21 protein-coding genes and 1 tRNA gene are annotated in these 21,604 nt (G+C 45.4%); 12 read left to right on the top strand and 10 right to left on the bottom strand.

The window, feature by feature from the left end; genetic code table 11:
• Positions 1-358: 358 nt before the first annotated feature.
• From F6J94_RS09010 to lipA, 3 genes are read right to left on the bottom strand one after another with little or no spacing between them, the layout of a single operon-like run.
• On the bottom strand, positions 359-1,270 hold the full coding sequence (locus F6J94_RS09010) for an NAD(P)H-dependent glycerol-3-phosphate dehydrogenase (RefSeq protein WP_293039210.1): 912 nt from the start codon (positions 1,268-1,270) through the stop codon (positions 359-361).
• Positions 1,271-1,273: 3 nt separating this feature from the next.
• Positions 1,274-1,429 (bottom strand): hypothetical protein, encoded by a 156-nt coding sequence (locus tag F6J94_RS09005; protein WP_158069695.1) that lies wholly within the window; start codon positions 1,427-1,429, stop codon positions 1,274-1,276.
• Positions 1,430-1,437: 8 nt separating this feature from the next.
• The gene (gene lipA / locus F6J94_RS09000) at positions 1,438-2,307 is read right to left on the bottom strand and encodes a lipoyl synthase (protein ID WP_293017273.1); all 870 of its coding nucleotides are present in this window, start codon (positions 2,305-2,307) and stop codon (positions 1,438-1,440) included.
• Positions 2,308-2,438: 131 nt separating this feature from the next.
• On the opposite strand from lipA, the gene F6J94_RS08995 reads away from it, so the two are divergent.
• Together F6J94_RS08995 and F6J94_RS08990 are read left to right on the top strand one after the other, a co-directional pair.
• Positions 2,439-2,512: transfer RNA gene (locus F6J94_RS08995), tRNA-Pro, on the top strand.
• 122 nt (positions 2,513-2,634) lie between these two features.
• Positions 2,635-2,856 (top strand): hypothetical protein, encoded by a 222-nt coding sequence (locus F6J94_RS08990; protein WP_293039207.1) that lies wholly within the window; start codon positions 2,635-2,637, stop codon positions 2,854-2,856.
• On the opposite strand, the gene tsaD is transcribed toward F6J94_RS08990, so the two are convergent.
• A complete protein-coding gene (tsaD, locus tag F6J94_RS08985; protein WP_293017272.1) occupies positions 2,825-3,871 on the bottom strand; it encodes a tRNA (adenosine(37)-N6)-threonylcarbamoyltransferase complex transferase subunit TsaD in 1,047 nt (348 codons plus the stop codon). The genes F6J94_RS08990 and tsaD overlap by 32 nt on opposite strands.
• Positions 3,872-4,022: 151 nt before the next feature.
• On the opposite strand from tsaD, the gene F6J94_RS08980 reads away from it, so the two are divergent.
• The 3 genes from F6J94_RS08980 to purH all read left to right on the top strand — a co-directional run bounded on the left by F6J94_RS08980 (position 4,023) and on the right by purH (position 6,637).
• Positions 4,023-4,517 carry a Photosystem I reaction center subunit III gene (locus F6J94_RS08980; protein ID WP_293017271.1) on the top strand — a complete coding sequence of 165 codons (495 nt, stop codon included), beginning with the start codon at positions 4,023-4,025 and terminating at the stop codon, positions 4,515-4,517.
• 162 nt (positions 4,518-4,679) lie between these two features.
• Complete coding sequence (gene psaJ / locus F6J94_RS08975; RefSeq protein ID WP_071105376.1) at positions 4,680-4,805, top strand: photosystem I reaction center subunit IX; 126 nt, start codon at positions 4,680-4,682, stop codon at positions 4,803-4,805.
• A gap of 290 nt (positions 4,806-5,095) precedes the next feature.
• Entirely contained in the window at positions 5,096-6,637 is a 1,542-nt protein-coding gene (purH, locus tag F6J94_RS08970) for a bifunctional phosphoribosylaminoimidazolecarboxamide formyltransferase/IMP cyclohydrolase (RefSeq protein ID WP_075901652.1), read from the top strand.
• A gap of 354 nt (positions 6,638-6,991) precedes the next feature.
• Here the strand turns inward: purH and F6J94_RS08965 are convergent, their stop codons facing one another.
• The gene (locus F6J94_RS08965) at positions 6,992-7,138 is read right to left on the bottom strand and encodes a chlorophyll a/b-binding protein (protein WP_070394076.1); all 147 of its coding nucleotides are present in this window, start codon (positions 7,136-7,138) and stop codon (positions 6,992-6,994) included.
• 2 nt (positions 7,139-7,140) lie between these two features.
• On the bottom strand, positions 7,141-7,608 hold the full coding sequence (locus F6J94_RS08960; protein ID WP_293039203.1) for a hypothetical protein: 468 nt from the start codon (positions 7,606-7,608) through the stop codon (positions 7,141-7,143).
• A 189-nt stretch (positions 7,609-7,797) separates the two neighbouring features.
• Here F6J94_RS08960 and F6J94_RS08955 point away from each other — a divergent pair, with 189 nt between their 5' ends.
• Together F6J94_RS08955 and pyk are read left to right on the top strand one after the other, a co-directional pair.
• Complete coding sequence (locus F6J94_RS08955; RefSeq protein WP_293039200.1) at positions 7,798-9,174, top strand: sorbosone dehydrogenase family protein; 1,377 nt, start codon at positions 7,798-7,800, stop codon at positions 9,172-9,174.
• A gap of 503 nt (positions 9,175-9,677) precedes the next feature.
• Positions 9,678-11,459, top strand: a complete 1,782-nt coding sequence (gene pyk / locus F6J94_RS08950) for a pyruvate kinase (RefSeq protein WP_293039197.1) — start codon at positions 9,678-9,680, stop codon at positions 11,457-11,459.
• Positions 11,460-11,859: 400 nt separating this feature from the next.
• On the opposite strand, the gene F6J94_RS08945 is transcribed toward pyk, so the two are convergent.
• Complete coding sequence (locus F6J94_RS08945) at positions 11,860-12,408, bottom strand: hypothetical protein (RefSeq protein WP_293039194.1); 549 nt, start codon at positions 12,406-12,408, stop codon at positions 11,860-11,862.
• Positions 12,409-13,344: 936 nt separating this feature from the next.
• Between F6J94_RS08945 and F6J94_RS08940 the strand changes: the two genes are divergently transcribed.
• The 4 genes from F6J94_RS08940 (at position 13,345) to tkt (ending at position 17,572) form a co-directional block, all read left to right on the top strand.
• Positions 13,345-13,479 carry a hypothetical protein gene (locus tag F6J94_RS08940; RefSeq protein WP_293039191.1) on the top strand — a complete coding sequence of 45 codons (135 nt, stop codon included), beginning with the start codon at positions 13,345-13,347 and terminating at the stop codon, positions 13,477-13,479.
• Positions 13,480-13,614: 135 nt separating this feature from the next.
• Complete coding sequence (gene acpP, locus F6J94_RS08935; RefSeq protein WP_293017260.1) at positions 13,615-13,872, top strand: acyl carrier protein; 258 nt, start codon at positions 13,615-13,617, stop codon at positions 13,870-13,872.
• Positions 13,873-13,935: 63 nt separating this feature from the next.
• Complete coding sequence (gene fabF, locus F6J94_RS08930; RefSeq protein ID WP_293017357.1) at positions 13,936-15,204, top strand: beta-ketoacyl-ACP synthase II; 1,269 nt, start codon at positions 13,936-13,938, stop codon at positions 15,202-15,204.
• 361 nt (positions 15,205-15,565) lie between these two features.
• The gene (tkt, locus tag F6J94_RS08925) at positions 15,566-17,572 is read left to right on the top strand and encodes a transketolase (protein WP_293017259.1); all 2,007 of its coding nucleotides are present in this window, start codon (positions 15,566-15,568) and stop codon (positions 17,570-17,572) included.
• Between the two features lie 1,389 nt (positions 17,573-18,961).
• On the opposite strand, the gene F6J94_RS08920 is transcribed toward tkt, so the two are convergent.
• Positions 18,962-19,189 (bottom strand): hypothetical protein, encoded by a 228-nt coding sequence (locus F6J94_RS08920; protein WP_293017258.1) that lies wholly within the window; start codon positions 19,187-19,189, stop codon positions 18,962-18,964.
• 570 nt (positions 19,190-19,759) lie between these two features.
• On the opposite strand from F6J94_RS08920, the gene sds reads away from it, so the two are divergent.
• Positions 19,760-20,731, top strand: a complete 972-nt coding sequence (gene sds, locus F6J94_RS08915; RefSeq protein ID WP_293017256.1) for a solanesyl diphosphate synthase — start codon at positions 19,760-19,762, stop codon at positions 20,729-20,731.
• Between the two features lie 271 nt (positions 20,732-21,002).
• Here the strand turns inward: sds and F6J94_RS08910 are convergent, their stop codons facing one another.
• Positions 21,003-21,167 carry a hypothetical protein gene (locus tag F6J94_RS08910; RefSeq protein ID WP_293017255.1) on the bottom strand — a complete coding sequence of 55 codons (165 nt, stop codon included), beginning with the start codon at positions 21,165-21,167 and terminating at the stop codon, positions 21,003-21,005.
• Between the two features lie 21 nt (positions 21,168-21,188).
• Positions 21,189-21,604, bottom strand: a 416-nt coding sequence (locus F6J94_RS08905; protein ID WP_293039188.1) for a Crp/Fnr family transcriptional regulator, incomplete at its 5' end; no start/stop codon positions are given.

The following is a 21,604-nucleotide window of genomic DNA, read 5'->3' as shown; positions in this document are numbered from 1 at the left end:
GGCATGTCTCTAAAGATTCTATATTTTCAGGATGCCTAATAGACAACAGCAAAATGTCTCAATTTTTGTCTCAGTTTTTTGTCATAGACAACAGCAAAATGTCGCAGTTTTTTGTCTGAGTTTTCCTGTCTGAGTTTTAAAGCAGGCGAGCTTCCGGAGCAGGAGAGCTTTCGCAGTCAGGGAGCAAGGGTAATATCAAGTCAGGTTGAATACCCATAATTAGAGGGAGGGTGGGGAGATGGGAACCCACCCCTAACCCCTCCCAGGAGGGGAATGGGGAGATGGGGAGATGGGGAGATGGGGAGATTTTTATTAAGGGTAATTATCCCGACATGATATAACAACTCAGTCAGGTTCCTTACTCTGGCTTAGTATCTCGTAGCATTAGAGCTTCAACAGCAGCTTGGGGGGTAATCTCCCCTTGGAGCAATCGATGGACTTGATAAGTAATGGGTACTGAAATTTTTTTGAGCTTAGCTCGTTCCATCACAACCTTTGTAGTGTTAACCCCTTCTGCAGTTCCCTCCAAGTTGGCGAGAATATCTGCAAGTTTCTGACCCTGAGCGAGCTGATAACCAACTTGATAATTGCGACTGAGGCTACTACTACAGGTTGCCAGTAAATCTCCTAGTCCCGACAAACCGTAAAATGTTTCTACCTTAGCACCCCAATCTGTACCAATACGAATCATTTCTGTAAGTCCACGGGTTAGTAAAGCTGCTTTGGCATTTGTTCCTAGTTGTAAACCATCACAGGTTCCAGATGCGATCGCCATCACATTTTTCAGGGTACCCCCTAGTTCTACACCGAGGGGGTCTCGATTGGTGTAAACTCTGAAATTTTGCGAAGAAAACGCCTGTTGTAGTATCTGAGTTGCTTTTACATCTGTGCTAGCTACTACTGTAGCGGCTGGGAGTCCTTGTTTAATTTCTTTGGAGAGATTAGGACCTGATAGCACGACTACAGGATTGTTGGGAAATTCAGCTTGCCAAATTTGGGAGGGAGTACGGGTGGTTTGCAAATCTAACCCCTTAGTCGCTGTGACCAATATCACCTCAGGAGATACTGATAACCCTTTTAGCTGTTGCGCTACAGAATTTACCCCCGACATGGAAACAGCAGAAAGGATAATACTGCTAGATTCTATGGCATCTGCTAATTTTGTCTGACTCCGACGGGACCACAAACAAACCTGATGACCGTTTTGAGAGGCTAGGCTATTGAGGGCTGTACCCCAAACACCAGCTCCGATTATAGTTATTTTGGTCATTTGTTATTTGTTATTGCAGTTCTCAATTAGGTGAGGTGCTTTCGCCCTGGGGAGTAGGGAGTAGGGAGTAGGGAGTAGGGGTAAGAACATTGAATTTACCTGATCAGTATAAGAAACGCTTTCTTGGTTAGTTGTTAGTTTCAATTGTTTTGCAACCATGAAAGCGTTCATCGGGGATACCGCTGCATTAATTCTCGAACTTGCTCGGCATGATAGGAACTGCGGGTGAGGGGAGAGGAAACAACTTGCAGGAAACCGAGGGATTCACCATACTCTTTCCAGGTATCAAATTGTTTAGGGGTTATGAATTCAGCAATTTTTAGGTGTTTTTGAGTGGGTTGAAGATACTGACCAATAGTTAAGATGTCGCAGTCTACTTGCCTTAAATCCGCCATGACTTGCCGGACTTCCGCATCAGTTTCTCCTAAACCTACCATTATACCAGATTTGCTGTAAACTGATGGAGCCAAGTTTCGCGTCCGCATCAGTAATTCAAGGGAACGCTGATAATCCCCTTGAGGCCGTACTTTCCGATAGAGTCGGGGTACTGTTTCTGTATTGTGATTGAGGACTTCCGGTTTAGCTTGAAGAATTGTTTCGAGGGCATCCCAGTTCCCGCACAAGTCTGGGATTAAAACCTCAATAGTGGTATGAGGTGAGACCAGGCGAATGGCTTCAATGCACTGTACAAACTGGGAAGCTCCACCATCGGGTAAATCATCCCGGTTGACAGAGGTAATAACCACATGATTTAAACCCATGCGCTGCACGGCTTCTGCTAGCCGTGTGGGTTCAGTGGAGTCAAGGGCTTTGGGTTTTTTCTCAAAGTCAATATCGCAGTAGGGACAAGCACGGGTGCAGGCTGGGCCCATAATTAAAAAGGTGGCAGTACCAGCATTGAAGCACTCACCGATATTCGGACAAGAGGCTTCTTCACAGACAGTATTGAGATCCAAATCTCTTAAGGTTTCTTTAATATTGCCGACACGCTGCCATTGGGGCGCTTTGACTCGCAACCATTCTGGTTTAACTACCACTCTTGGTTATACTCCAACTATATATATATATAAATTTAAGTTACGTTACTTTAATCTTGATCCTAACAAGCTAGGGGCGGATTGCCCCTAAGGCATGATAAAATAGATGAAATCTTAAATTATGACTTTATCGGGATGTAGCGCAGTTTGGTAGCGCACTTCGTTCGGGACGAAGGGGTCGCAGGTTCAAATCCTGTCATCCCGATTGTGCTTGTGCAATAACTTTCAAGGTTAGCTGGTTACAGGTTAGTTTAAGGGTTAGCAGGTTACAGGTTAGCAGGTTACAGGTTACAGGTTAGCAGGTTACAGGTTAGAGTTTATTCAACCTTGGCCAAAAGGCCACGCAATCGCGTTCAACCAGTTGAACCTTCAACCTTCAACCTCTTAAACCTTCAACCTCTTAAACCTTCAACCTTGGCCAAAAGGCCACGCAATCGCGTTCAACCTGCTAAACCTCCAACCTTCAACCTTCAACCTGTTGAACCTTGGCCAAAAGGCCACGCAATCGCGTTCAACATTAAACCTCTGAATAAAGTTCCATCACCTTAGTGATAGGCATTCGCGATCGCACCCCCAAAGTTAAAGGGGAAGTATGTCCTTGATTTAAATGGTCAGTTGCGGCACAGCCAATCATTGCGCCATTATCGGTACAAAACTTCAGGGGAGGGAAAATAACTCGCAAATTATGCTCAGTTGCTGCAGCTTGCAACTGTTGTCTCAATCCACTATTGGCAGCCACCCCACCCCCAACCACAATCGTGTCGAGACCATAGTCGAGAGCACAAGCAATGGTACGCTTGGTAAGCGATCGCACTACGGTTTCCTGAAAGCTGGCAGCAATGTCGGTCACTGGAATTTCTGAGTGTTCCTGCTCGAATTTTTGCACCAACCTTAGCACCGCTGTCTTCAAGCCGCTAAAACTGGAGTCATAGGGATGATAACCACCAGTAGGAAGGGAAATCTTACCTTCTGGCAAGGGAAAGGCTTTGGGGTTGCCCTCTCGTGCTAACTTATCTATAGCTGGTCCTCCGGGATAGCCTAACTTTAATAATCGTGCTACCTTATCAAAGGCTTCACCGGCAGCATCATCACGGGTTGCACCCAGTATTTCATAGCTACCACAGGTTTTGACATAAATTAAGCTAGTGTGACCGCCAGACACCAAGAGACTCAAAAATGGTGGTTCTAGGTCTGGCTGACTGAGATAGGTGGCGTAAATATGACCTTCTAGATGATGGACACCTACAAAGGGCTTGTGGTGGACAATGGCCAGAGTTTTGGCAGCTGTGACCCCCACTAGTAGAGAGCCCACTAAGCCGGGAGCGCAGGTAGCAGCAATTCCATCAATTGCGCCCCAGTCCAGTTGAGCTGCTTCTAGGGCTTGCGCGATCGCATTATTGATGGTTTCTAGATGGCTACGGGATGCTACCTCTGGCACCACACCGCCATACTGCCGATGCATAGGAATTTGGGAAGTAACGATATTGCTACAACATTTACGATTTTTAACAATCGCCACAGCTGTTTCATCACAACTGGTTTCTATTGCTAAAACACAAGCCATTCACCAATGACCTTTATTGAAACACTACTTTTAGTTAATTAAACTTTACTAGATACACGGCTCAGAGTAAGATTGCCTGAGTGTACAAATAATTTGATCTTTTGGTTTGTACAAAAAACTTTTTGTTTCTTAACAAAAGGAGACACTTTCTATGCGACGATTGTTAGCTTTAATTTTTGCCGTCTGTGTGTGGTTTTGCGCCATCAGCCCAGCCTCTGCTTCTTTGGATCATCTCACCCCTTGTAGTGAGTCTGCTGCATTCCAAGCCCGGAAGGCTGAGTTCCTAAACACTACAGCTAACCCCAATTCCGGTGCGAACCGATTTGAGCGGTATTCTCAAGCACTTTGTGGTGATGAGGGATATCCTCACTTGATTGTGGATGGTCGTTTCTCCCATATGGGTGACTTCCTCATTCCTAGCTTACTCTTCCTCTATATCACTGGCTGGATTGGCTGGGCAGGTCGCAGCTATCTACAAGCGATTCAAAAGGGTAAGAACCCAGAAGACAAAGAAGTCATCATTGATGTCCCCTTGGCAGTTAGTAAGATGCTAATGGCTGCCTCATGGCCTTTGTTAGCATTCAAAGAAATCACCACTGGTGAAATGTTTGCTAAAGATGATGAGATTCCTGTCTCACCACGCTAGCAATCATACTTAGACTCGCTCGCGGGAACGCTTTTAGCACTGAAAAGTTAGCTAAAAACTACTGCCGTTCTCGCTAATCAAATTTTCGCGCTTTATAGACAGGGCATTATCTTGATGTGCCAAGATGTCTTGAAATAGTTATCGATTTTAGGAGAATGTTCCATGCAGGATTTAGTTAAGTATTTGTCCCTAGCACCAGTGTTATTGGCTCTTTGGATGACCGTTACGGCTGGAATTTTGATTGAATTTAACCGCTTTTTCCCTGATCTACTTTTCCATCCGTTGTAATTAGGAAGAATGGGTAAAAGATGGAAATAATTCATTCGGTATTGGTAGGTAAGCTAATTAAATATAAGTACCTACTTAGTTCGCTGAATTATTGAAATTTACCCTAAAAAACCTCTTGACAATTTAAAAAAAAATTCAGAGTGCAGAATCCATAATCCAGAAGTAAGGTGGAATATTTCTGAACTATTTCTGAATTATTAAGTTGCTGAATCCTGAATTTAGCAACTAATAATTCTGCATTCTGAATTGATAATTCAGAATTCGGTTGACTTTTTGTAAAATTGTTTGAAATGGCAAATCTGGCACTGCTGAGTGTATCTGACAAAACTGGACTAATCGACTTTGCCCGTCAGCTAGTAGAAGAATTGGAATTTGATTTAATCAGCAGTGGCGGAACGGCTAAAGCCTTGCAATCAGAAGGTTTGCCGGTAACGAAAGTGTCTGATTACACTGGCTTTCCAGAAATTTTGGGTGGCAGGGTGAAAACCCTACATCCACGAATTCATGGTGGAATTTTGGGAAGGCGAGATTTGCCCGAAGATGTGGCAGAAATGGAGACAAACCAGATTCGTCCCATTGATTTGGTGGTGGTGAATCTCTATCCATTTGAACAGACTGTTGCTAAACCGGACGTGAGTTTAGCAGAAGCAATTGAAACTATCGATATCGGTGGTCCAACACTGCTGAGGGCAGCTGCGAAAAACTATGCTCACCTGACAGTGCTGTGTAATCCCAGTCAGTATCAGGATTACTTAGAGGAGTTGCGCCAGAATGGAAATCAACCATCAATCGAATTCCGTCAGGCTTGCGCTATAGAGGTTTTTGGTCATACCGCTGCCTATGACCATGCGATCGCATCCTACCTGATCGGGTACAAAGATCCAGTATCCCTACCAAAACGATTTACTTTGTCTGGACAACAGCGCCAATCTCTACGCTATGGCGAGAATCCCCATCAACCGGCATCGTGGTATCAAACCGGAACAGTTCCCACAGGTTGGGCTGCAGCCACTAAACTTCAGGGTAAGGAACTCAGTTACAACAACCTGGTGGATTTAGAAGCTGCACGGCGGATCATTAATGAATTTACTGACACTCCAGCCGCAGCAATTCTCAAGCACACCAATCCTTGTGGGGTAGCCTTGGCAGAAACCCTATCGCAAGCCTATCAGAAGGCATTCAATGCTGACTCTATTTCTGCCTTCGGTGGAATCGTGGCATTAAATCAACCCATTGATGCTGCTACAGCTGTGGCGTTAAAGAAAACTTTCTTAGAATGTGTAGTCGCACCAGGGTGTGAACCAGAAGCTCAAGAAATTCTCAGTGCTAAGTCGAAGCTAAGGGTGTTGCTATTACCAGACTTACAGACGGGATCAAAGCAAACTGTGAAAGCTATTGCAGGGGGGTTTCTGGTACAAGCTGCGGATGATGCCATGGATAATCCTGAGAATTGGCAAGTGGTAAGCCAAAAGCAACCTACTCCTGACCAAATGGCAGAATTATTATTTGCTTGGAAGGTGTGTAAGCATGTTAAATCCAATGCCATTGTCGTGACACGCGATCGCACAACTTTAGGTGTGGGTGCCGGTCAAATGAATCGGGTAGGTGCAGTCAATATAGCTTTAGAACAGGCTGGGGAAAATAGCAAAAACGCTATCCTTGCTAGTGATGGATTCTTCCCCTTCGATGACTCAGTGCGGACAGCTGCTAAAGCGGGGATTGAGGCAATTGTGCAACCGGGTGGTAGTTTACGAGATCAAGACTCGATTCAGGCAGCAGATGAACTGGGATTAGTAATGGTGATCACCGGTATGCGCCACTTTTTACATTAGTTATGAGTTTTATAGCCTTTCTTATAGCTATGAGGTACACAGGATTTTTTCCCTCTTGCCTCTTACCTGCTCCCTGCTCCCTGCTCCCTGCTCCCTAAAAGCCAGAACTTTGTACCTCATGACTATGATAATTGCTATAGTTATTTTCACATGAGTCATTAGTCATTAGTAAATCTGATCGAAAGCAGTTTCGATCAGATTTACTAATAGATAAAAGGGGGTTAGTAGGTCAGCCCTTAGGGTTTAACTGCAGGATTTTTGGTAAAGGCTAACTGACCATAGCGCTTCCGATATCGAGTAGAACACAAATCAACTTTAGGGGCGCACGGTGTGCGCCCTATTGCTTATGGTCGATTACATCAGACCTAGTTGTTGCAGAATGCCGTTACCAGTCAGCAACTCGGTAGCCAAGCCAATGGCGAAACCAAGCATTGCCAAACGGCCATTCCAAGTTTCAGCAAAGTTGGTGAAACCGAACTTAGATTCTTGCTCTTGAGTCATTGTTATAGATCTCCTAGCTCTTTGTTAGCTTCTGTAATATAAGTTAACCTATTTTGGGGATACTTGCAACATTTATTTATATTTTGATAACCAAAATATGGTATATAATGATACGCTTTGCCTGAAGTACGGATAACTGGAGGCGATGGGGAGATAGGGTTGTTCGCGTAGCGTGGCCTTTTGGCCAAGGTTAACTGGTTGTTCGCGTAGCGTGGCCTTTTGGCCAAGGTTAACTGGTTGTTCGCGTAGCGTGGCCTTTTGGCCAAGGTTAATAGGTTGTTCGCGTAGCGTGGCCTTTTGGCCAAGGTTAATAGGTTGTTCGCGTAGCGTGGCCTTTTGGCCAAGGTTAACTGGTTGTTCGCGTAGCGTGGCCTTTTGGCCAAGGTTAACCGGTTGTTCGCGTAGCGTGGCCTTTTGGCCAAGGTTGAAGGTTCTTGATGGTTGTTAGCGTAGCGTGGCCTTTTGGCCAAAGTTAACCGGTTGTTCGCTTGTGGAGTTCGGTGTAGGGTGGGTTGAACGCGTGCGCGTTCAACCGACTAACCTTCAACCGACTAACCTTCAACCGACTAACCTTCAACCTGCAACCGCAATCAACTAATACCTTTGATTGCTACTTGGTCAGTTAAGATAAATCCCAATATCACTCTGTGCTACTGACCATGAACTCCCCACGTTTCCTGATCCTGCAACTGCTGATGACTACGGTAGTAGCCTGTAGTTCAACCAGTACCTCAACTCAAGCACCTGCTGCACCGATTGTACAAAAGTCGTCGTCTGAGGAATCTCCCCAAATTGCTCAGGCACCTGCACAAACAAATGTTTTATCCACAAAAACCCTAATCGATACGAAACCCCTGATACCCCAACCGATTCAAATTACCCTGAATGATTTACCCCAACCCTTTGCTACTACTAGCGCCTCTCGACCTCCAAATGTGGTAGCAGTACCATCCAACCCAAGCCTAAAAGTACCAGCGGGTTTCCAAGTTAACGTATTTGCTGATGGGTTAGACCGTCCCCGCTGGCTAGCACTTACTCCCACTGGGGATATCTTGGTCACAGAAACTCGGGCAAATCGTATTCGTTTATTGCGCGATCGCAATGGTGATGGAGTTGCTGATGTCAAAAAAACCTTTGCTAATGCCAGTAATGGGTTAAATATTCCCTTTGGCATGGCGTTTGCTGATCAATACTTCTTCTTGGGCAACACTAATGCTGTACTCCGGTTTCCCTACACTAAAGGTCAAGACCAACTCACTGGCAAAGGTCAAAAAATTGCTGACCTTCCTGGCGGTGGCTACAACCAGCATTGGACGCGCAATGTGGTAGTGTCTCCCAACCTAAACAAAATCTACGTCTCGATTGGTTCACGGTCTAATGTCGATAGGGAACCCTTACCCCGAGCATCGGTACAGGTGATGAACCTCGACGGGTCAAACCAAAAGACCTTTGCCTATGGTTTACGTAATCCTGTCGGCCTAGACTTTCACCCAATTACTGGTGAACTTTACACTACCGTCAATGAACGAGATCTGATCGGAGATGACCTAGTTCCTGATTACTTCACGCGCATTCGCCAAGGGGAATTCTATGGTTGGCCCTATGCCTATTTAGCCCCCCATCTCATCGATCCCCGTCAAACCACCAATGGTCAAAGCATTAAACCTGAACTGGTTGCCCAAACCCGAACTCCCGATGTTTTATTCCAATCGCACTCAGCAGCACTAGGATTACAATTTTATGATGGACAGACCTTTCCAGAAAAGTATCGTAACGGTGCCTTTGTAGCGTTTCGTGGCTCTTGGAATCGTAACCGAGGCACCGGTTACAAGGTTGTCTTTGTTCCCTTTAAAACTGATAGACGACCATTAGGCTACTATGAAGATTTTCTGACTGGTTTTCTGATCGATTCCTCAGGACCAACCACCTGGGGACGTCCAGTTGGGTTGCTGGTGCTAAAAGATGGCAGTCTGCTCGTCACAGAAGAAGCCAACAACCGCATTTACCGGATCCAATACCGCAATAGTGACCCGTGAAGTCCCCTCGACTAAGCCAAAGGTGTAATCAGTGCTTCCTTTGTCGTTCCCTATGGCCTTAATGCACCCTTACTACAGGGTTAAGATAGCGTCTCTGGCTCAAATGAACCTTGATCAGCGACAACAACCAAGATGGATGTCTCTACGAAAGCTGAACCCAGGTAGGAATCCAACTGACCCAGACTGATTTATGATTGACATTAACCCTTGGTTTTCGGTCTAGCATGACTTTGCTTAAGTCTAATTTTTTTAAGAATATCTTATTTATTACAACTTGATTATCACAACAATTTTTTAACTGGCAATTCATCCTCTACTAACCGCACTTAGTGTAGATTGGGGAATGTTTACCGAATCTTATTAAACCTGGCTTGGTACTAATAACTAATGACTAATGACAAGTCTTTGTAAAGATATTTAGGAAAACTTAATATCAAACAAAAAACAGTAATGTGCCATGCTAAGGTGTTGTTCGGGAAACCCACCTAATCCCTTTCACGTTTATGCAATCGCCAAATTCCCTACGTCGGACAAAGATTGTCGCCACAATTGGCCCTGCGAGCAATAGCCCAGATGTTCTCAAGGCACTAATTCAAGCTGGTGCCACCACTTTACGACTTAACTTTTCCCATGGCACCCACGAAGACCATCAGCGCAATATTCGCCTGATCCGCCAGACGGCCTTTGAACTCAATCAGCCTGTAGCGATCCTGCAAGACTTGCAAGGACCGAAAATTCGCTTGGGGCGGTTTGAAAACGGTTCCATTGTTGTCAACAATGGCGATCGCTTCACCTTAACCAGCAAATCCATGGTTGGTAAACAGGAAATCAGTTCAGTTACCTACGAACCCCTAGCGGACGAAGTGCCTGCGGGAGCCACCATCCTATTAGATGATGGCAAAGTTGAGATGCGGGTAGATGAGGTAGACCGAGAGCAACGAGCCTTGCACTGTACCGTTACCGTCGGTGGACCCCTCTCAAATAACAAGGGAGTTAACTTCCCTGGTGTCTACCTATCCATCAAAGCTCTAACCGATAAAGACCGACGAGATTTAATGTTTGGTTTGGATCAAGGTGTGGATTGGGTAGCACTCTCCTTTGTTCGTAATCCTCAGGACATATTAGAAATCAAAGAACTGATTAACAGTGCTGGCAAGCAGGTACCCGTCGTTGCCAAAATTGAAAAGCATGAAGCCATTGAGCAAATGGAGGCAATTATCTCCCTGTGCGATGGGGTGATGGTTGCTCGGGGTGACTTAGGGGTAGAACTGCCAGCAGAAGATGTACCAATCTTACAAAAGCGACTGATTGCCTCAGCCAATCGACGGGGAATCCCAGTCATCACTGCCACTCAAATGTTGGACAGTATGGTTCACTCACCCCGACCAACTCGTGCAGAGGTTTCTGACGTAGCTAATGCTATCCTTGATGGCACTGATGCAGTCATGCTCTCTAACGAAACAGCTGTTGGTAAATACCCAGTAGAAGCTGTAAAGACCATGGGCACGGTTGCGGTGCGCATTGAGCAAGAACAGATTATCGGTAATGCTCGTGACACCAGCCGTTCCATTCCCAATGCTATATCCCAAGCAGTTGGTCACATTGCGGAGCAGTTAGAGGCAGCAGCCATCATGACTCTGACCAAAACCGGTGCTACAGCGCGGAATGTTTCTAAATTCCGACCCCAGACTCCCATATTAGCAGTAACACCCCATGTAGATGTGGCTCGACAACTCCAGCTAGTTTGGGGGGTCAGACCTTTGTTAGTCCTGGATTTACCCTCAACTGGTCAGACCTTCCAAGCCGCAATCAGCGTGGCTCAGGAAAAACAGCTTCTAACAGAAAGAGATTTGGTGGTCATGACGGCGGGGACAATCCAAGGTGTGGCTGGGTCAACAGACTTAATTAAAGTAGAGTTAGTCAAAGCAGTTTTGGGTCAGGGAGTTGGTATTGGTCAGGGATCAGTAAGTGGTGTTGCTCGGGTGGCTGGCACTGATGGTGATTTACCTAATTTCAACCACGGAGAAATCCTAGTGGCTCCTTCAACCAATGCCAAATTTGTGGAAGTTATTCGCAAGGCAGCAGGAATTATCACTGAGGAAGATAGTATAACTAGCCATGCAGCAGTGATTGGCTTACGCTTAGGTGTGCCAGTAATTGTGGGGGTGAAGAATGCGACCCAATTGATTCGGGATGGGGCAATTTTGACTCTGGACACACAGCGGGGTTTAGTTTATTCTGGTACCCTTGGGGCTAGCCCCAGTGACGGGTTACTAATGACTTGAATAAATTATACCCATCACCTATACCCATCACCATTGTGTATTTTGTCTTGGCTATTGCCTGGTTTTTCTGTGTATGCTCAAGGGTCACTTAACTATCAAATGTGTTGTGGTACTATTCGGCTACTAAATTAACCTGGTAGAGTCAATAATTAGAAATTAGTAAGTGGTAAGATTAAGTCCGGTTAATCACTTATAAAATGGTTGATCCTATGCCCATGACTTGTTAATTGTTAATTGTTAATTGTTAATTGTTGATTGACCATTTTCAATTTTCAATTTTCAATTAACTAAAACCCCAGAATGATAAGTAGTCAACCGGACACGATATTACTCATGACCGTCACTGTCCTGCTTTAAGCTTGTAGAGTGATCAAAATTTATCATCAACACATCTTGGTTTTTACATCTTTAGTGCTTCAATTTCAGTGAGTAGGGATTGAGTTTCAAGATGCTTCTGTCTCAGTTTCCCTGCCAAGATACTTTTTTGCTGCTTTAGTTGTTGTTTTTCCATAGTCAGGCATTGATTTTCTGCCCTCTCCAATTCAAGTTGCTTTTCTAAGCATGCTTTATCCCATGCCAATTGTTTGTTTTGTCTTAGGAGTGATTTAACTTCCGTCTTGACTTGGTTTAGCTCCACAATTATTCCTTTGGTTTTCTGTACCATCAACTCCCAGGCTTGATAATCCCAATTTGAAGTTTCTACTCCCCCATCAAGCTCTTCAAGAAAAGCCTGCTTTTCCAGCTCCAGCTGTTCAACCCTCTCTTGGAGTGAGACATTTTTTTTATGCAACCTCCTTAAGGAGTTATTAACTACAATAAACTTATTGATTATCCCGATGATTTGCTGATGACTTTCTTTAAGTTCATAGTCCAGCCACTTTATTTTCTCATTAGCCAAATTTAGATCTTGTTCAATGGCTTCATAGTTATTGAAAATAAAAAAAAACAATAAATTAATAAATTTTGGATTTGATGGCTATCTTTGATAGTCTTGTTTTTGGTTTGATAATCATAAATTTCCAATAAAAACCAGCTGAATAACCAAAAAATAATACTTGAATTCATGAGACTTTCCTTGTTAAGTGATTACATCAATTTTAGGATCAAATTGACCTAGCACGACAACCGTGTAAATACATAATTGAGCTAACTGAGCTAACTCATTCCAAAACTGATATTACGAGGAATTTCACCGAAGTCGTGTATTTTGAAAAGCTCATCTTGATCAAACAAAAATTTTTTACTGCTGCCCTTTTAGTAGGGATTGGTTAGTTAGCCCATCAACTAATATCAACTCTGCTTGAATACCCATAATTAAGGAGAGCGTTGGAAGGGTGGGGAGGGTGGGAGGTGTGGGGAGATGGGGAGATGGGAACCCACCCCTAACCCCTCCCAGGAGGGGAAGATGGGGAGATAGGGGAGATTTTTATTAAGGGTAATTATCCTGAAATGATATAGTACCAATTCTTCAAAGTAGGACTACAGATGCAGATGGTCAGATGGTCAGATAGTCAGATCCAATGAATGTGTAGTCGTGTGAGCAGTAATAATTGTAAGAATTGGTATAATTATGTATTCAGTATTCATACCGATACTGTCGGCGCGATGGCTGCGATCGCAACTCCGTCAAACCCAAAGGAAGGCTTGATAAATCAGCTTCCCGCTAATCACGGCTTTTTGTAAAGTTTTGTTTGATTAGCTTGACAAAAATACAAAAAAACTTCAAATTTACAAGATCGACCATCGTGAATTAACAGGGTTAGCTCGGATGCCAGAAACTCAAATTCCAAGGGACGATGTTGAAATTATGTCCATGAAGCTCTAAAGTTTGGCTGGGTCAAGTCTCGGAAGGCAACGGTCATGTGAGGAGAAAAGGAGCGGTTTTTTGAGGTTTGGTGTACAATTCCTAAGGATGTCTCTTGGGTTACCATCAAATGTTGTGGAAACTAAGCAGTTCTGGGGTCTTGAGCAAATTAATATAGATGACACGGGGGACAAAGGCACCAAAGCCGAGGATTAAGGGAAGTGGGGTCAGGCTCTGAAGCCTTATTACCTACCTACAAGATGAGACCTCTTTCGGATAAGATCAGAAAACCCATAAAATCAGTAAGTAGTACTTGAGAGGTTCTAGCTAAAAAGGCTGAGGAATATTTATATGAGCGACATTTTCGAGAAAGTTCAGGGAATCGTTTCAGAACAGTTGGACGTTGAGGCGAGCGAGGTTACCCCAGAAGCCAACTTTGCCAACGATCTGGGCGCTGACTCCCTAGACACAGTTGAACTGGTGATGGCGTTAGAAGAAGCTTTCGACATCGAAATCCCTGATGAAGCGGCGGAAAAGATCGACACTGTTCAAAAGGCTGTGGATTACATTGGGGAAAAAGCAGGAGCAGGAGCAGAAACTCCAGCTTAATCAGCCTGATTTATTACCGCAAGTTCTGCGTTCACGGTCGATAAGCCTAGTTTTAATGGCATGATGACAAACTTTGATAAAAAACGGGTCGTTGTTACAGGTCTCGGTGCAATTACGCCAATAGGCAACACGGTGGCTGAGTACTGGGGAGGGTTGTTAAACGGACGCAATGGTATTGGTTTAATTTCCTTATTTGATGCCTCCAAGCACGCTTGTCGTATTGCTGGTGAGGTTAAGGGCTTTGATCCCCATGACTACATGAAGAGTAAGGAAGCAAAGCGTATGGACCGCTTTGCTCAATTGGCGGTTTCTGCCAGTAAGCAAGCATTAGCTGATGCCCAGTTTGAGATCAATGACCTGAACGCAGAACAGGTCGGTGTAATGATTGGCACTGGTATCGGTGGTCTCAAGGTACTGGAAGACCAGGAAACAGTTCTTATTAAACGTGGACCTGACCGCTGTAGTCCTTTTATGATCCCGATGATGATTGCTAACATGGCAGCTGGTCAGACAGGAATTCATACGGGAGCGAAGGGACCCAATAGTTGCCCAGTTACTGCTTGTGCCGCAGGGTCTAATGCCGTAGGTGATGCGTTTCGCTTAATCCAGCGAGGCTATGCCCAAGCCATGATTTGTGGCGGTGCTGAAGCGGCGGTGACTCCCCTAGCAATGGCGGGTTTTGCATCAGCACGAGCTTTATCTACTCGTAACGATACTCCTGAGTCAGCTTGCTGTCCTTTTGATATCGCTCGCAATGGCTTCGTGATGGGAGAAGGTTCTGGGATTCTGATCCTAGAGGAACTAGAACACGCCCTCAGTCGTGGAGCAAAAATTTATGCCGAAATCGTTGGCTATGCCATGACCTGTGATGCCCATCACATCACATCCCCTGTACCAGGTGGCGAAGGAGCAGCCAGGGCTATAGCACTGACGATGAAGGATGCTGGTTTGACGGCCGAACAGGTTAGCTACATCAATGCCCACGGGACTAGTACAGTTGCCAATGATAAAACTGAAACAGCAGCGATTAAAAAAGCTTTAGGAGACCATGCCTATAAAGTAGCAATTAGCTCCACCAAATCCATGACAGGTCATTTGTTGGGAGGGTCTGGTGGCATTGAAGCAGTGGCTTCAGTGATGGCAATTGCCCATGACCAGATTCCACCAACGATAAATTTGAACAACCCAGACCCTGAATGTGATTTGGATTACGTACCCAATTATAGTCGCCAGCAGATGGTAGAAGTAGTGCTATCCAATTCCTTTGGGTTCGGCGGTCATAATGTAACCCTAGCCTTCAAAAAATACCGGGAAAGTGGGAATAAAGTTTGAACCGTTAACGGCTTACTCCGTAGGAGAACCAAAAGGGTAGGCTTGAGCTTATGGTGGGCATTGGGTGAAGGTAGGTCAAGGAAAAAACTACTAGTTCCAACTACTAGTTAATGATAGTTACTGAGTAACCCATATTCCCAGGCTTTATGGATTGTTTTCATCCTTGATGCTTCATCCTACCCTACAAGGGAAGCTATCCGGCGAACATCCTTCATGCTGAGCCAATCCCTATCTCTTGCTGATTGATCCCGGTAATGGGATTATGAGAAAGTACCTTTGGGTCAACCGAGAGCCACCCTTGTTTGAACTCAGACAAATTCTTGTTAGACCATAGTACACACATATCCATTAAACAGAAATTATGGCCGTTGCAACCCAGTCTCTCGAAGAACTTTGCATCAATTCCATCCGCTTCTTGGCGATTGATGCTGTAGAAAAGGCCAAGTCTGGTCATCCTGGGCTGCCCATGGGGGCGGCTCCTATGGCATTCGTGCTTTGGGACCGTTTTATGCGGTATAACCCCAAAAATCCCAATTGGTTCAACCGCGATCGCTTCGTCTTGTCGGCTGGTCATGGCTGTATGTTGCAATACGCCTTACTTTACCTAACTGGCTATGATGGTGTAACCATAGACGATCTTCAGCAGTTCCGCCAGTGGGAATCGGTCACACCTGGACACCCAGAAAACTTTGAAACCGATGGGGTTGAAGTAACTACTGGTCCATTGGGACAGGGAATTGCCAATGGTGTGGGTTTGGCAATGGCAGAAGCTCACTTAGCTGCTAGGTTCAACAAACCGGATGCTACGATTGTCGATCATTACACCTACGTCATCCTTGGTGATGGTTGCAACATGGAAGGGGTGTCTGGTGAAGCCTGTTCTTTAGCGGGTCACCTAGGACTTGGTAAACTCATCGCCCTCTACGATGACAACCATATTTCCATCGACGGCTCTACTGACTTAGCCTTTACTGAAGATGTGGGTAAGCGCTTTGAAGCCTATGGCTGGCACGTCAAACATGTAGAGAGTGGTAACACTGACCTCGAAGCTATCAATGATGCCATAGCAGCAGCCAAAGCCGTAACAGATAAGCCGTCTTTGATTAAGGTAACCACCACCATTGGCTATGGTTCTCCTAACAAAGCCAATTCACATGCTGTCCATGGTGCAGCTTTAGGTGGGGATGAAGTGGAGGCCACTCGCAAACACCTGGGATGGGAATATGAACCCTTTGTAGTTCCAGATGATGCTCTCAATCATTTCCGCAAAGCAGTGGAACGCGGTACGGAAGCGGAAGCTGCCTGGAATCAAACCCTAGAAGATTACAAAGCAAAGTATCCTGAACAAGCAGCAGAATTTGAGCAAATTACCAGTGGCCAACTCCCGGAAGGATGGGAAAAAGCCCTTCCCACCTACACGCCGGAAGACAAGGGAGTAGCAACCCGTAAACATTCTCAAGCCACTCTCAATGCACTTGCTCCCGTACTGCCTCAATTGATTGGTGGTTCCGCTGACCTCGCTCCCTCCAATCTCACTTTATTGAACATATCTGGGGATTTCCAGAAAGGGCAATATGAAAACCGGAACCTACGCTTTGGCGTCCGGGAACATGGTATGGGAGCGATTTGCAATGGCATTGCCCTTCACAACTCTGGCTTGATTCCCTATGGAGCCACCTTCCTGATTTTCACCGACTATATGCGGGCAGCAATTCGCCTGTCGGCTCTATCAGAAGCTGGGGTAATTTGGGTAATGACCCACGACTCGGTAGCCTTAGGTGAAGATGGTCCGACACACCAACCGGTTGAAACCATTGCTTCCCTAAGGACTATACCAAATCTGGTAGTCCTTCGACCTGCTGATGGCAACGAAACCTCTGGGGCTTATAAGGTAGCTATTGAGCGTCGTAATGCTCCAACTCTCCTCGCCTTTACCCGACAAGGTTTACCTAACCTAGCTGGTAGTTCCATTGAAGCCGCGACCAAAGGGGCTTACGTCCTCTCTGACAGCGATGGCACTCCTGACATTATCCTGATTGGTACTGGTAGCGAAGTGTCACTGTGTGTCCAAGGGGCTGAGCAGTTGCGAGAGGAAGGGAAGAAAGTCCGTGTTGTCTCCATGCCAAGCTGGGAACTTTTTGAAGCCCAGGATGAAGCCTATCGGGAATCCGTCTTGCCCAAAGCAGTTACCAAGCGCCTCGCGGTCGAAGCTGGTGTCAGCTTTGGTTGGTGCCGTTACTTGGGTAGCGAGGGTGATATGATTAGCATTGATCGCTTTGGTGTTTCTGCTCCCGGTGGCGTCGCTATGGCGAAGTTTGGTTACACGGTTGAGAATGTAGTCGCTAAAGCCAAAGCCTTGTTGGGATAATTAACCCAATATAATCCCTAATTCTACCTAACTCAGCTAGGGGAAACATTTCCCTGGTCATGGGAAGGCCAGAATAATGCTTGTTCTAGTGGCAGAGGGAAAAAGGGAGAGGACAAACTCTCCCTTACCTCGACCACCACCAGGGCTGTTGGGTTTACCGTTCCCCCCCCAGATCAGCAATTCTAGGGCTTGATCAACTTGATCAAAAAAGTTGGCTTGGGTTACTCCCTCAGGCCTTAGCCAAGCAAGCAGGCTTTGACACTCCCCGGTCTAAAGACGCGGGGATTCTTAGTTCAACGAGCTGCCTTAAACCGCTATATCTTAATCATTGACGCCGCCAAAAATTAAGCAGTACCTGAACCAAAAACCCGTCAAGACTAAGAGTTCAGTTCAGTTTATAGCAGACCCAGCGGGCAATTCTCCCTAAGCGCTTGGCTACTTATTAGGAGTGCCTTAAGAAGTCCGTTTCCTCCCTTTTCGCCTGGTTTCGGTGTGCCGGAGACCAAACCTGATCAGAGGGTCGCCTTAATAAAAAAGTTTTAACCCTTTTATGCATAGCCTGTAACCGTTGGTGTGTGAACCCGAGCATTGCACATTTTGATAAAAAACACGGTACGGTGGGGTTAGAAGTTACCGTAATCAGAGGGTCGCCTTTAAGGGTTAATTGATGATTGGGTTTTTAAAGAGGACTTTCCCTACCCTCCGGGCATTACTACTTTTAGGTCATGCAGTGACGGGTCTGGGACCCGGTTGCGTCAAGGCCAAAGGCCACGCGGGGCGCGTTCGGTTTTTCAGCCTGTACCCTATACTTGAATGGTACTATAGCGCTATACAACTGTCAACACTTTTAGGTTCGAGATTCTTTACGGGCGGCTTTAGCCGCTATTCGCTTTCATCCCGGAGACGAAACCTGATCAGAGGGTCGCCTTACTACAAAGTTTTAAACCTTTTCTGCATAGCCCACTCACCCATAAAGGCGACCCTCTGATTGGGGTAACTTCTGACCCGCTCGCTTTGTGACGGGGTTTTCAGCGTTTAGATGCTGATAAAATTTGTGGAATTGGTTTGTGTAGCCCAAGACTAAATGCCCCCTTAGGCCATTAGCCAAAAGGGGGAAAGCCTGACTTGACCTTTTTGGCAACGTCAGTCCTGATGACGGCAACCTTGTATATTGGAGTATCGCTAAGATATACTTAGATCTACTTGATCATTAGCCCGTAGACCATGACCTGTCAAAATATCATAGCCAAACAGATAAACACAGACAGTGGTCAGAACTATTTGCGTCTATCTGTTTTTGGGACAACTCAAAATCTATTTAGACAATCTGGTACTCATTGCGCCAGGTTTAAAGACTCTTCCTACCCAAGCAGATGAATAGGCCATGGGTTATGCTCGAGGAGATTCACTTTGAGACCTTTGAGACCATCCCTTAACCTGGTTGACCTCGGATGCCGACTCAGTTGGCACACGAGTAGCCAAGGCATTTTTAATGGGATTAGCAAAGTACCTTGGAGAACTTTGAACACGCTGGGCTAGTGTTAACAGCACATAGATGGTGATTAAGTAGCCAGTAGCTAGCAGGGGGATCATTAACGACATATCAATGTATAACATAAGAGTGAACAAGAGACAGATAGATGCAACGTTCTATAGAAATATGCTGCAAAGCCATCCTAAAACCCTATAGTTCTAGGATATGGTTGCGGATAAAAGGTATGGGATACAGGTGTTTAATTCAGTTGACCGTAACCACCCTCGCCTAGCTAACTCCTGATCTTAAGGTGAGAATCATCTCAACTCAGGCTCCCGATTAGGCAACTTTTGGTGGTTATGTCTGGTTGACAAGTTTACTCAGTATCTATACTGAGATATAGACGGGATAGAAAGGCTTGTCTTGCCTAAGCCAACTTCTGTGCTATGGTGGGATCACCGAATTTAACTCTCCCCTTACCACATTTGGAATTCAGTATGTTAAATCTTTCAAACCCTCAATTATCAGGATAGCACAAAAATCCTGGGTAGCCATGCCGAGATCGCTACAGACTTAACAAGTCTATACAATTCCTCAGATTTCCTTCCAGTTCTGCCATAAACTCAACAAAATTTTCCTATCGGGTACGGTTAGCTTAGAATTAAGAAAGAAATATGTAAACTTTCGTAACTAACTTCTGAGTCGGCTGATCCATGACCTCAGTGACCTCCCTTTTTGCTTCCGTAGAAGCAGATCTGTATCTATTGAGTGAAAACTTAAAAAACCTGATTGGTGCCAGTCACCCAATCTTATACGCTGCAGCTGAACACTTATTCGGAGCTGGGGGAAAGCGGTTACGACCAGCCATTGTATTGTTGGTCTCACGGGCAACGATAACCAACTGCAAGATTACCCCACGTCATCGACGTCTAGCAGAAATTACTGAGATGATTCACACCGCTTCTCTGGTCCATGATGACGTGATAGATGAGTCAGAGGTACGCCGCACCGTACCCACTGTTAATAGCTTGTTCAATAACCGAATCGCTGTGCTAGCTGGTGACTTTCTGTTTGGTCAATCGGCTTGGTATCTGGCTAATCTCGATAACTTAGAGGTAGTTAAGCTGCTCTCTGAAGTGATTAAAGATATGGCAGAGGGAGAAATCCAACAAGGACTGAGTCGATTTGACACCACGACAACTATAGAAGGCTACTTGGCAAAGACTTATAACAAAACAGCTTCACTGATGGCTAATAGTGCTAAAGCAGCAGGATGCCTAAGTGGTGTTTCAGATCAGGTAGCCGACAATTTATATCACTATGGACGTAATTTGGGGTTGGCGTTTCAGATTGTAGATGATATTCTAGACTTTACAGCTTCCACAGATGTGTTAGGTAAGCCCGCAGGGTCAGATTTAGTTAGTGGAAACCTCACAGCACCAGTTTTATTTGCCCTCGAAGAAAAACCCTACCTAGAGGTGCTCATAGAGCGAGAGTTTGCCCAGCCGGAGGATAAAGAACAAGCCTTGGCACTGGTCAGGGATAGTAAAGGAATTAAGCGATCGCGGGAAATGGCTGCCAAATATGCTAAGGCAGCAGTTAAGAATATATCAGTGTTGAAACCCTCAGAATCGAAGCAAGCTCTGATTGATCTGAGCGACTATGTCTTGAGTCGCTTATACTAGAACCTTGGGTATACTAGAACCTTGGGGATTGTACTCTAAGCATGGCTTGGCATAGGTAATCGGTAATGGATAATCGGTAATGGCTCAGGAGTAATGACAATTACCAATTATCTTTTTCCTGAATACTAATGCTGAAAATACTGATGCTGTGTAGGTACGCACTTTTAGTGCTGAAGTCCAGATAAACCTGATTTATGCAATCAGTAACAATCACTAAGATAGCGCACGATCGCACTGGTGTTCCCCCGATTACACTACCACTGGCTCCACCTTATAGGCAATACCGTCCCCCTGTGTAGCTTTTGCGAACGCGCCCCGCGTGGCCATTCGCGCAGCGTGGCCCAAAGGCCAAGGCCAATCCCATGGCATTACAGTTGCGAACGCGCCCCGCGTGGCCATTCGCGCAGCGTGGCCCAAAGGCCAAGGCCAATCCCATGATGGTTGATTGATAGTCAACTTAACCTTGACTTGATAACTCGGCACCATTACTGGATGCAAGATTGGCTTGTTTCACCTCATCTATCGCTTTTCGTCGTGCTTCGATAATTTGACCGATTTCACGGGCGAGACTTGGTGTGCTTTCTATCATCTGATTAACCAGATCTGAATAAAGCGCAATAGTTTGTAAATCTTCCACAACGGTAACGGATACGGAGCTTGGTTTGCCGCTAAACAGTGCCATTTCCCCAAAAAACTCACCACTTGACAGAGTCATCATCTCCTGTTGTTCACCATAACTATCTTTGACGGTGATTACAGCTTTCCCAGCAATAATAATGTACAAAGCATGACCAGGATCCCCTTGACGAATCACTGTTTCTCCCACACCGAAATGTTGTAGGACTGCTCCTTTCGAGAAATTCTCCAAGTTCA

The sequence above is a fragment of the Moorena sp. SIO1F2 genome (genome assembly GCF_010672755.1).
Lineage (GTDB): Bacteria > Cyanobacteriota > Cyanobacteriia > Cyanobacteriales > Coleofasciculaceae > Moorena.
This window is presented reverse-complemented; position numbering and strand designations above follow the sequence as displayed.

Coding starts and splice junctions, on each gene's coding strand:
- F6J94_RS09010 (WP_293039210.1), bottom strand. CDS start 1,270: ATGACCAAAATAACTATAATCGGAGCTGGTGTTTGGGGTACAGCCCTC.
- F6J94_RS09005 (WP_158069695.1), bottom strand. CDS start 1,429: ATGGTTGCAAAACAATTGAAACTAACAACTAACCAAGAAAGCGTTTCT.
- tsaD (WP_293017272.1), bottom strand. CDS start 3,871: ATGGCTTGTGTTTTAGCAATAGAAACCAGTTGTGATGAAACAGCTGTG.
- F6J94_RS08980 (WP_293017271.1), top strand. CDS start 4,023: ATGCGACGATTGTTAGCTTTAATTTTTGCCGTCTGTGTGTGGTTTTGC.
- psaJ (WP_071105376.1), top strand. CDS start 4,680: ATGCAGGATTTAGTTAAGTATTTGTCCCTAGCACCAGTGTTATTGGCT.
- purH (WP_075901652.1), top strand. CDS start 5,096: ATGGCAAATCTGGCACTGCTGAGTGTATCTGACAAAACTGGACTAATC.
- F6J94_RS08965 (WP_070394076.1), bottom strand. CDS start 7,138: ATGACTCAAGAGCAAGAATCTAAGTTCGGTTTCACCAACTTTGCTGAA.
- F6J94_RS08955 (WP_293039200.1), top strand. CDS start 7,798: ATGAACTCCCCACGTTTCCTGATCCTGCAACTGCTGATGACTACGGTA.
- pyk (WP_293039197.1), top strand. CDS start 9,678: ATGCAATCGCCAAATTCCCTACGTCGGACAAAGATTGTCGCCACAATT.
- acpP (WP_293017260.1), top strand. CDS start 13,615: ATGAGCGACATTTTCGAGAAAGTTCAGGGAATCGTTTCAGAACAGTTG.
- fabF (WP_293017357.1), top strand. CDS start 13,936: ATGACAAACTTTGATAAAAAACGGGTCGTTGTTACAGGTCTCGGTGCA.
- tkt (WP_293017259.1), top strand. CDS start 15,566: ATGGCCGTTGCAACCCAGTCTCTCGAAGAACTTTGCATCAATTCCATC.
- F6J94_RS08920 (WP_293017258.1), bottom strand. CDS start 19,189: ATGTTATACATTGATATGTCGTTAATGATCCCCCTGCTAGCTACTGGC.
- sds (WP_293017256.1), top strand. CDS start 19,760: ATGACCTCAGTGACCTCCCTTTTTGCTTCCGTAGAAGCAGATCTGTAT.
- F6J94_RS08910 (WP_293017255.1), bottom strand. CDS start 21,167: ATGGGATTGGCCTTGGCCTTTGGGCCACGCTGCGCGAATGGCCACGCG.